The 10,155-nt window shown below is 67.5% G+C and carries 8 protein-coding genes; 6 read left to right on the plus strand and 2 right to left on the minus strand.

The window, feature by feature from the left end; genetic code table 11:
* From AB4Y99_RS20390 to AB4Y99_RS20410, 5 genes are all read left to right on the plus strand, one after another.
* Positions 1-709, plus strand: a 709-nt coding sequence (locus AB4Y99_RS20390) for an inositol monophosphatase family protein (protein WP_441524597.1), incomplete at its 5' end; no start/stop codon positions are given.
* Between the two features lie 104 nt (positions 710-813).
* Positions 814-1,851 carry an ABC transporter substrate-binding protein gene (locus AB4Y99_RS20395; RefSeq protein WP_113253802.1) on the plus strand — a complete coding sequence of 346 codons (1,038 nt, stop codon included), beginning with the start codon at positions 814-816 and terminating at the stop codon, positions 1,849-1,851.
* A gap of 227 nt (positions 1,852-2,078) precedes the next feature.
* A complete protein-coding gene (locus AB4Y99_RS20400; protein WP_441524598.1) occupies positions 2,079-4,295 on the plus strand; it encodes an ABC transporter permease in 2,217 nt (738 codons plus the stop codon).
* Positions 4,292-5,359: an ABC transporter ATP-binding protein gene (locus AB4Y99_RS20405; RefSeq protein WP_441524599.1), complete on the plus strand. Its 1,068-nt coding sequence runs from the start codon at positions 4,292-4,294 to the stop codon at positions 5,357-5,359. Before AB4Y99_RS20400 ends, AB4Y99_RS20405 begins: the two co-directional genes overlap by 4 nt.
* A gap of 156 nt (positions 5,360-5,515) precedes the next feature.
* Positions 5,516-7,243 carry a Na/Pi cotransporter family protein gene (locus AB4Y99_RS20410; protein WP_441524600.1) on the plus strand — a complete coding sequence of 576 codons (1,728 nt, stop codon included), beginning with the start codon at positions 5,516-5,518 and terminating at the stop codon, positions 7,241-7,243.
* Between the two features lie 147 nt (positions 7,244-7,390).
* Here AB4Y99_RS20410 and AB4Y99_RS20415 read toward each other — a convergent pair whose 3' ends face one another.
* The gene (locus AB4Y99_RS20415) at positions 7,391-7,711 is read right to left on the minus strand and encodes a YnfA family protein (RefSeq protein WP_038364498.1); all 321 of its coding nucleotides are present in this window, start codon (positions 7,709-7,711) and stop codon (positions 7,391-7,393) included.
* A 97-nt stretch (positions 7,712-7,808) separates the two neighbouring features.
* Between AB4Y99_RS20415 and AB4Y99_RS20420 the strand changes: the two genes are divergently transcribed.
* On the plus strand, positions 7,809-9,026 hold the full coding sequence (locus AB4Y99_RS20420; RefSeq protein ID WP_441524601.1) for a TIGR03862 family flavoprotein: 1,218 nt from the start codon (positions 7,809-7,811) through the stop codon (positions 9,024-9,026).
* 15 nt (positions 9,027-9,041) lie between these two features.
* Here the strand turns inward: AB4Y99_RS20420 and AB4Y99_RS20425 are convergent.
* Positions 9,042-10,155, minus strand: a 1,114-nt coding sequence (locus tag AB4Y99_RS20425; RefSeq protein WP_441524602.1) for a type IIL restriction-modification enzyme MmeI, incomplete at its 5' end; no start/stop codon positions are given.

Here is a 10,155-nt window from a genome sequence, read left to right on the forward strand (position 1 = left end):
GGGCTATTTCAGCAAGCGTGAATCGCTCGGCACCACCATGAAGGGCGCGCAGGACTGGCTGACCATCGCCGACGGCAAGGTCGAGGATTTCCTGCGCCAGCGCCTCTCCGCGCTCTTCCCGAACGATTCCGTCATCGGCGAGGAGGGCGGCGGCCAGGCCTCCGACGCCGTCTGGATTCTCGATCCRATCGACGGCACCGCGAATTTCGCCCATGGCGACCGCAATTGGTGCATCTCGATCGGCTTTCTGGCGGATCGGGTGCCGGAGATCGGCGTCGTCGCCGCACCGGCGCTGGGCGAGGTCTATGCGGCCCGGCGCGGCGCCGGCGCGACCCTCAACGGCGATGCGATCAAGGTCTCGGGCGGGGCGGACATCGCTCGCGCCTCGGTCGAGCTGGGATGGTCGACCCGTATCCCGGCGCAGCGCTATGTCGAGACCATCGGCCGCAGCTATGCGGCGGGTGCGGCGGTCCGGCGCGGCGGCTCGGGCACGCTCGGCCTCTGCCATGTCGCGAACGGCAGCAGCGACGCCTATGCCGAATTGCACATCAACGCCTGGGACGTCGCGGCCGGCATCGTCATTGCCTCGGAGGCCGGCGCCCATATCAATGACTTCTTCGCCGGCGAAGGCATCGCCAAGGGCAATCCGATCCTGTGCTGCACGCCGGCTCTGGCGCCGGCTCTGAAGGAGATCACCGGGATCGTTTAGCCGGCGCGCTATATCGTTGACCTTTTCGGCCAAGTCGTTTCACTTTCACGACAATCACAAAAACCGGACGTAAGAGGCCGGTCCACACAATCAGGGAGGTTATCATGCAGTCGAAATCCTGGCTCAAGGCGGGGCTTTTCGCCGCCATCGCCACCGCGGCCTTTGCCGCGACACCGGCCCGCGCTCAGGGGGCGCTCGTCATGTATTGCGGCGTCCAGGAGGAATGGTGCCGCGCCATGTCGACCGCCTTCGAGAAGGAGACCGGCATCAAGGTCGCGATGACCCGCAAATCGGCGGGCGAGATCTATGCCCAGCTCAAGGCCGAGTCCTCGAATCCGCGCGGCGACATCTGGTGGGGCGGCACCGGCGACCCGCATCTGCAGGCCGCCGAGGAAGGGCTGACGACCGAATACGAATCGCCCGCGAATAAGGACCTCAACGACTGGGCGCTGAATCAGTGGAAGGCCGCCAACAAGCGCACCATCGGCATCTATGCCGGCGCGCTCGGCTTCGGCTACAACACCGAGCAGATCAAGGCGAAGGGCATCCCCGAGCCGAAATGCTGGGCCGATCTGCTCAACGCCAAGCTCAAGGACGACGTCCAGGTCGCCGATCCGAATTCCTCGGGCACGGCCTATAACCTGCTCGCCACCGTCGTTCAGCTGATGGGCGAGGAGAAGGGCTTCGACTACCTCAAGGCCCTGCACAAGAACGTCAGCCAGTACACCAAGTCGGGCGCCGCGCCGGCCAAGGCCGCGAGCCTCGGCGAGACGGCGGTCGGCATCGTCTTCATCCATGACGCGGTGGTCTTCGCCGTGCAGGGCGACCCGATCAAGCCGGTCGCGCCTTGTGAGGGCACGGGCTACGAGATCGGCTCGATGTCGATCGTCAAGGGCGCGCGCAACCTCGACAACGCCAAGAAGTTCTACGACTGGGCCCTGACCCCGGCCGCCCAGGCGCTCGGCGCTCCCGCGAAGTCCTATCAGGTGCCGTCGAACAAGAACGCGCCGGTGCCAGCCCAGGCCCCGAAGATGAGCGAGATGAAGCTCATCAACTACGACTTCGTGAAATACGGCTCCTCGGCCGAGCGCAACCGCCTGCTCGCGAAGTGGGACAAGGAAGTGAAGGCGCTGCCGAAGTAAGGCGGCGCTTCCAAAGCAATCTGGGGAACTCGACCTCGGAAATACCCCGTCATCCGGGCTTGACCCGGGATCCATGCCAGAGGGCTTGCGATAAAAGTTCAGGCATGGATCCCGGATCTCCGCTTCGCTGCGTCCGGGATGACCACGGCGGTATCGGTCGAACCGTATCATCGACATGAAAGCCGGAACGAACCGGCTCGAACCATCAGGTGAGGGACAGGGCAACGATGGCACCGGCGACGCGACTCGTGCTGCTGATCGGCTGGATCGGTTATGCGCTGATGCCCTGGTATCTCGTCGAGGGCATGGGCCTGACCGATCTCGGCTGGCTTGCGGGATATCCGTTCGGCAAGGCCGGCAGTGCGCTGGCGCTCGCCCTTTCGGGAGAGGCGCCCTGGCTCCTGCCGGTGGGCATCGCCCTTGCGGTCGCGACCGCCTTCATGGGCAGCGCCGACCGTGCACGGACCGCGAAGGTGCTGATCGGGGCGGGCCTGCTCGGCATGCTCCTGTTCTTCGCCCAGGCCTTCGCCATCGTGCTCAAGGACCAGGGCATTCCCTGGCTCGCCGCTCTGCTGGGCGGAGCGGGCGCGGCCCAGCGCGGCATGGGCGGCGGCGGCTTCCTGACGCTGCTCGCATTGCTGCTGCTGCTCTGCCACGGGCTCGCCTATCGCGGGATTTGCCGCGGCGACCTCTTCACGACCTCCTCGATCGGCATCGTCATCCTGCTGATCGGCCTGTTCATCTTCTTCCCGGTCTGGATCATCCTGAAGAGCGCACTGATCGAAGCGGACGGCACTTTCGCGCCCGCCGCCTTCCTCGCGCGCTTCCTCGATGCCTCGATCTGGGGGCTCGGCTGCGTCACCAGCAACACCAATTGCGGCGTCGCCTGGAACACGCTGGTCCTCGCCGTGCTCTGCGGCGTCATCACCACCTTGCTGGGCTTGGCCTGCGCGCTTTTGATCCTGCGCACCGGCATGCCCGGCAAGCGCATCATGCGGGCGCTGACGGTGCTGCCGATCATCACCCCGCCTTTCGTCATCGGCCTCGCGCTGATCCTGCTCTTCGGCCGCGCCGGCGCCGCCTCGACCCTGCTCTATGAATGGTTCGGGGTTCCCCGCTCGCGCTGGCTCTATGGCCTGCCCGGCGTGCTGCTGGCACAGGTGCTGGCCTTCGCGCCGATCGCCTTCCTCGTGCTGATCGGCGTGGTGCAGGGCATCAGCCCGAGCCTGGAGGAAGCCTCGCAGACGCTCGGCGCCAAGCGCTGGCAGACCTTCCGCACCGTGACCTGGCCGCTGCTCAGGCCGGGCATCGCCAATGCCTTCCTGCTCGGCTTCGTCGAGAGCATGGCCGATTTCGGCAATCCGCTGGTGCTCGGCGGCAATTTCGAGGTGCTCTCGACCAAGATCTTCTTCGCGGTGGTCGGCGCCTCCTACAATCAGGGGCAGGCGGCGGTGCTCGCCATCATCCTGCTCGCCTTCACGCTTGGTGCCTTCTGGGTGCAGCAGCGTTGGCTCGGCGACAAATCCTACACCACCGTCACCGGCAAGGGCGATGCCGGCCTGCCGACCCCGCTGCCGCGCCGCGTCTCCTGGCTCGCCACGGCGGCGATCGTGCCCTGGGTCGCGCTCACCGTCGTCATCTATGTGGTCATCCTGATCGGCGGCTTCGTCCGCAATATGGGCCGCGACTTCACCCCGACGCTGGAGCATTACCGCACCGGCTTCGCCATCGATTTCAGCAACGGCATCTTCTTCGAGGGCTCGGCCTGGTCCTCCTTCTTCACCACGGTGAAGGTCGCGGCGATCTCGGCGCCGCTGACGGCGCTGATCGGGCTGCTCACCGCCTATCTGCTGACGCGGCAGCGCTTCCGCGGGCGCGGCGCGCTCGAATTCGCGACGATGCTCTCCTTCGCCATTCCCGGCACGGTGCTCGGCGTCGCCTATATCCTCGCCTTCAACGTGCCGCCGATCGAGATCACCGGCACCGGGCTGATCCTCATCATCGCCTTCGTCTTCCGCAACATGCCGGTGGGCGTGCGCTCCGGCATCGCCGGCCTCTCGCAGATCGACAAGAGCCTGGACGAGGCCTCGACCACCTTGCGCGCCCGCAGCTTCACGACGCTCTGGCGCGTCGTGCTGCCGCTGCTGAAGCCGGCGCTGGTTTCCGCCTTGGTCTACAGCTTCGTGCGCTCGATGACGGCGGTCAGCGCCGTGATCTTCCTCGTCTCGGCCGAGTACAACCTCTCGACCGCCTATATTGTCGGGCGCGTCGAGGCCGGTGAATTCGGCCTCGCCATCGCCTATTCCTCGGCGCTCATCGTTTTCATGGCCTTCGGCATCGCGCTGATCCAGTTCCTCGTCGGCGAGCGCAAGCTCGGCCGGCGCAAGATCGTCGCGCTATCCAGCTCGGTCTCCAACCCCATCACCCAGGGAGCAGCAAGTTGACGAAGGCCGGCCCCGCTTCCGTCGAATTCCGCAATGTCTCGATGCGCTACGGCGCGGTGACGGCGGTCGACAACGTCAATTTCACCATCGAAGCCGGCAAGCTCGTCACGCTGCTCGGCCCCTCCGGCTGCGGCAAGACCACGACCTTGCGCATGATCGCGGGCCTCGAGATCGCCAGCGAGGGCCAGATCCTGATCGGGGGCAAGGACGTCACCAAGCTCTCGGCCGCCGACCGCGACGTCTCCATGGTCTTCCAGTCCTATGCGCTGTTCCCGCATATGAGCGTGCTCGAGAACGCCGCCTATGGCCCCACCGTGAAGGGGCTCGGCAAGGAGCAGGCGAAGCAGATGGCGCTGGAGAAGCTGGCGCTGGTCGGCCTGAAGGGCTTCGAAAACCGCTACCCCTCCGAATTGTCCGGCGGCCAGCAGCAGCGCGTCGCGGTCGCTCGCGCCCTCGTGCTGGAGCCGCAGGTGCTGCTCTTCGACGAGCCGCTCTCCAATCTCGACGCCAAGCTGCGCCGCCGCGTCCGCGAGGAGATCCGCGAACTGCAGCAGGACCTCAACCTGACCGTCGCCTATGTCACCCATGATCAGGAGGAGGCGCTGGCGGTCTCCGACCGCATCATCGTGATGTCGAATTCGCGGATCGCGCAGGAAGGCGCGCCGCGCGAGCTCTATGAGCAGCCGGCCAATGCCTTCGTCGCGGATTTCATCGGCGACGCCAATCTTGTCGAGGTGACCGTGAAATCCGTGGCGGATGGCCGCGCCGAGGTCGCGATCGGCTCCGCCATGATTTCGCTGCCCGCCCGCGATCTCGGCCCCGGCCCGGCCAAGGTCGCGATCCGTCCCGAGGCGCTGCTGCTGTCCGGCACCGCAGGCCCGGCCTCGCTGCCGGGCAAGATCAGCAAATGCGCCTATCTCGGCAATCACCTCGACGTCATGGTCGAAACCGAGATCGGCGAGCTGTTCGTCGTCCAGTATGGCGCCCGCACGATGCTGGAACCGGGAGCGCCCGTCGCGGTTTCCTTTGCCGAGTCGGGGGTGACGCTGATCCCGCCGGCCTGATTCCGCCGCCGAAAGCCCGGATTTCGCCTGCCCGGATCACAATTCCGGTGATCTCATTATGGGCACTTTTTTGCGAGATATCAGTTGGCCGGCTAATCAAAAATTGATAGATTCGGCAGATATTTCAATCCCAAACCGGAGAAAGACCGCACCGAAATGAACGCGAGCGAGAGCGCAACCACCATCCTGATCCATCTCGCCGGCGGCGTCGCGCTGCTGATCTGGGCGGTCAGATTGGTCCGAACGGGCGCGATGCGCGCCTTCGGCTCGCAGCTCAGGCATGCGTTGCAGAGTTTCACGCGCAATCGCTTCGCCGCCTTCGGCAGCGGCATCGCCGTGACCATGGTGTTGCAGAGCTCGACCGCGACGACGCTGCTGGTCTCCTCCTTCGCCGGGCAGGCGCTGATCGTGCCGGCGATGGCGCTCGCCGTCCTTCTCGGCGCCAATCTCGGCACGGCGCTCGCCGCTTTCGTGATCTCGATGGATCTGGGCTGGCTCTGGGGGCTCTGCGTCGCCATCGGCGTCGCGATGTATCTCTCCAGCGAGGCGATGGAACGGCCGCGCAATATCGGCCGCGTCCTCGTCGGTATCGGCCTCATCCTGCTGGCGCTGATCGAGCTCAACGCCGCCGCCGCGCCGCTCGCCCGCTCGCCAACCTTCCGCGTCGTCCTCGGGGCCATCGGTTCCGAGCCGCTGCTCGGTATGCTCGTCGCCATCGCCGCGACCTGGCTGGTCCATTCCAGCATCGCGGTCATCCTGATGATAGCGACCTTCGCCGCCTCGGGCCTGTTCCCGCCGGCAACCGCGCTGACGCTGGTCATCGGCGCCAATCTCGGCAATGCGCTGATCCCGGTGCTGGACCAGCTCGGCGCGCCGGCTGCCCAGCGTCGCGCCGCCGTCGGCAACCTGCTGACCCGGCTCCTGCTGGCGCTCGCCGTGCTGCCCTTCGTCGGCCCGCTCTCGGGCTGGCTGCTCGGCCTGTCTCCGTCGGGCTCGCGCCTCGCCATCGAGTTCCATGTCGTGCTGAACTTCGTCGGCGCGCTGATCTTCCTGCCCTTCGTCAAGCCCATCTCGGGGCTGGTCGAGCGCTTCATGCCCGGCAAGGAGGAGAAGGGCGAGGCGGTGACGCCGCGCTATCTCGACCCCAATGCGCTGGACAGCCCGACCGAGGCGCTCGGCGGTGCGATGCGCGAGGCGCTGCGCCTCGGCGACCGGGTCGAGTCCATGCTGCGCGACACCATGACGCTGCTGGAGAAGGACGAACTCAAGCTCTCCCGCGCCATCGCCCGGGCCGATGACGGCGTCGACACCATCCATGAGTCGATCAAGCTCTATCTGGTCAAGGTCTCGCGCAACGAGCTGACCGACGAGGAAAGCCGCCGCCTGTTCGAGATCGTCACGCTGATCACCAATCTCGAACATATCGGCGACGTCATCGACAAGAACCTGCGCGAGCTCGCCGAGAAGAAGATCCGCAAGCGCTACTCCTTCTCGCCCGAAGGGCTGGCCGAGATCCGTGATTTCCATCACCGCGTCGCCTCGGCGCTGGCGCTGGCGCTCAACGTCTTCGCGACGCGCGACCTCGTGCTCGCCCGCCAGCTCTTCGCCGACAAGGCGGCGATGCGCGAGGCCGAGCGGCGCGCCACCGACAGCCATTTCCAGCGCCTGCGCTCGGGCCGGCCGGAATCGATCGAGACCAGCGCGATCCATCTCGACATCATCCGCGACCTCAAGCGCATCCACGGCCACATCGTCTCGATCGCCTACCCGATCCTGGAGAGCGCCAACGAGTTGCGCGAGAGCCGCCTGCGCGAGACCAAGGAAGCGGCGCGCAACCGCGAGACGCCGGCCACGCTCATCCCCGCCCCGCATTCGGGCGGGTGAGCATCGGGCGTTTCGATCGGGAGGTGGCCCGTCCCCGCCGTCATGCTCGGGCTTGACCCGAGCATCTCTGGACGGAAGGGCTCCCCTTCTTGCATGAGATTCTCGGGTCGAAGCGCCGCTTCGCCCGAGAATGGCGTTCATGCCTGCCTAACGCGGCGCCGCCAGGATGATCGCAGCGCCCGCGAGGCAGATGATGCCGCCCGTCACGTCCCACCGGTCCGGCCTCAAGCCCTCAATCGCCCAGAGCCAGCCGAGCGAGGCGACGATATAGATCCCGCCATAGGCGGCGTAGGCGCGCCCGGCCGCGGCGCTTTCCACCAGCGTCAGCAGCCAGGCGAAGAGCCCCAGCGAGACGAGCCCCGGCAGCAGCCACCAGACCGGCTTGCCGAGCCGCATCCAGCCCCAGAAGGCGAAGCAGCCGGCGATCTCGAAGAGCGCGGCGCCGATATAGGCGGCAAGCGTAGGCATGGCAGGATCCGGCTGGGTCGCGAATGAGGTTCCCTCGCGGGAGCCCCCAGTCTAAGCCGTCATTGCGAGTGAAGCGCAATGCGAGCAAGCCCGGGACATGTCAGCACAGAATATCGCCATCATCGGCGCCGGCCCGGCCGGATTGATCGCTGCCGAGCGGCTGGCGCAGGCCGGACATCGCGTCACGATCTACGAGCGCATGGCCTCGCCGGCGCGCAAATTCCTGCTCGCGGGCCGGGGCGGATTGAACCTGACCCACTCCGAGCCGCTCGATGCCGTCCTCGGCCGCTATCGCGAGGCGAAGGGCTGGCTGGAGCCGGCCATCCGCGCCTTTCCGCCGCAAGCCCTGCGCGACTGGGCCGATGGGCTCGGCGCGGAGACCTTCGTCGGATCGAGTGGGCGCATCTTTCCCCGTGCGATGAAGGCCTCGCCGCTGCTGCGCGCCTGGCTGCGGCGCCTCGAAGGGCTGGGCGTCAGGCTGGCGTCCGGCCGGCTCTGGACCGGCTGGGACGCTGCCGGTGCCCTGACCTTTCGGCTCGCTTCCGGCGAAATCGAAACCGTCCATCCCGCAGCCGCCTTGTTCGCCCTGGGTGGCGCGAGCTGGCCGCGTCTCGGCTCCGATGGCGGCTGGGTGCCGCTGCTCGCCGCCCGGCAGATCGCGATATCGCCGCTCCGGCCCGCCAATGCCGGTTTCACCGTCGCCTGGTCGCAGACGATGCGCGCGCGTTTCGCCGGCACGCCGCTGAAGCGGATCGTGGCGCGCTTCGGCGATGAGGAGGTGGCGGGCGAGGCCATGATCGACGCTGATGGCATCGAGGGCGGCCTGATCTATGCTCTCTCGGCGCCGCTGCGCGAGGCCGTTCTGCGCGATGGCGCGGCGACGCTCCGGCTCGATCTGAGGCCGGACCTGTCCACCGAGGCGCTCGCCGCGCGCCTGACGAAGCGCCGCAAGGGCGAGACGCTGAGCAATCATCTGCGCAAGGCGGCCGGGCTTTCGCCCGTCGCCGTGGCGCTGTTGCGCGAGGTTGCGGGCGCCGCGATGCCGGCCGAGCCCGGAGCCCTGGCGCTGCTCATCAAGGACGCTCCGCTGCGCCTCGCCGCGCCGATGCCGATCGCCCGCGCCATCTCGACCGCCGGCGGCATCGCCCATGGCGAGCTCGATGCCGGCTTCATGCTGAAGCGCTTGCCGGGCGTCTTCGTCGCCGGCGAGATGCTGGACTGGGAGGCGCCGACCGGCGGCTACCTGCTGCAGGCAAGCCTCGCGACGGGCGTTGCCGCCGCCGCCGGCTTGGAAGCGTGGCTCGGGCAGCGCTGAACGAGGTCGCGCCCGTCACCCCGTGGCGGTCAGCCGGCGCGCGAAGCGGATGCCGCTGTCGACGGTCGAGATTTCCCCGACACGGGCGAGCGAGACGAGGATCTCGCGCACGGCGCGTTCGACCCGGCGCCCCTGCCGGAACTGCCCGGCGATGGCTGCCGCATCGAGCGGGATCGCGGTGCCCGCCAGCATGGCGAGCACCGCCGCGACGCGCTCGACGGCATCGGCCGGAAAGGTCGGTTTCGTCGCGGCGGGACGCGCGGCGACCAGCACCTCCGCCTCGAGCTGTTCCCCGCCCCTGTCCGTGTCGCCATGGCGCGGGCGCTGATAGTCGGGCCGCAGCCAATGGACATGGCCGCGCTTCTCCTCCTGCGCGCGCTGCTGGTTGAGCGCCACGAGCCGCGCCAGCACCTCCTCCTCGGCGAGATCGGCGGGCCAGCCATAGGCGCTCGCGACGGCAGCATCGACGGCCAGGTGATGCTCGTCGAGGATCAGCGCCAGGCCGCGATCGCGGACACTCGTCTCGGCCGCGCTCAGCGCACAACCCGTGCGGATCGCCTCGCGGACATTGTAGAGCTTGGTCAGGGTGAGGTCGGGATGCTCGGCCAGAACCTGCTTGCGCAGCGCGTCCAGTGCCTCGGCCGGCAGCCGGATCGCCTCCTTTTGGGCTTCGCTGGCCTCCGGGAAGGGAAACGGGTCAAAGCAGCGCGATTTCGAGTAGCGTGGGTCGTTGCCGATGCCGAGCCGGCCGCCGGCGCGCAAGGCCCAGGAGACGTGGAAGCGCGAAGACAGCACGCCGAGATGGAAGGCATCCGACAGCGCGACCGCGACCAGCATGTTGTCGGGAAGGATCGACCCGTCGAGGAACTGGAAGACGCGGTGCTTCGCGGTCTCGACGGTGGCGATGTAGCGCTGGAGCTGCGCGAGGGCGGGGCGCAAGAGCTGCCGAGGCTTCCCGAACAGCCACCAGTGATCGAGGTATTCGGAGGCGTCCTTCGTGGGGGAGCGTCGGAACTGTGCATCGCGCTCCTGGCGCACGGTCAGTTTCAGATGCTGATAAACCTCCGGAAAACGCTCCCGAGCTGTTTCCAAGGGGAGCCCGAAAAGGTCGATCACCATCGCATTGCGC

Source organism: Allobosea sp. TAB14 (assembly GCF_052113865.1).
GTDB lineage: Bacteria > Pseudomonadota > Alphaproteobacteria > Rhizobiales > Beijerinckiaceae > Allobosea > Allobosea spartocytisi.

Bases quoted from the DNA above. Each gene is read 5' to 3' on its own strand.
- AB4Y99_RS20415 (WP_038364498.1), bottom strand. From the start codon at position 7,711: ATGCCTACGCTTGCCGCCTATATCGGCGCCGCGCTCTTCGAGATCGCC.
- AB4Y99_RS20400 (WP_441524598.1), top strand. From the start codon at position 2,079: ATGGCACCGGCGACGCGACTCGTGCTGCTGATCGGCTGGATCGGTTAT.
- AB4Y99_RS20420 (WP_441524601.1), top strand. From the start codon at position 7,809: ATGTCAGCACAGAATATCGCCATCATCGGCGCCGGCCCGGCCGGATTG.
- AB4Y99_RS20410 (WP_441524600.1), top strand. From the start codon at position 5,516: ATGAACGCGAGCGAGAGCGCAACCACCATCCTGATCCATCTCGCCGGC.
- AB4Y99_RS20395 (WP_113253802.1), top strand. From the start codon at position 814: ATGCAGTCGAAATCCTGGCTCAAGGCGGGGCTTTTCGCCGCCATCGCC.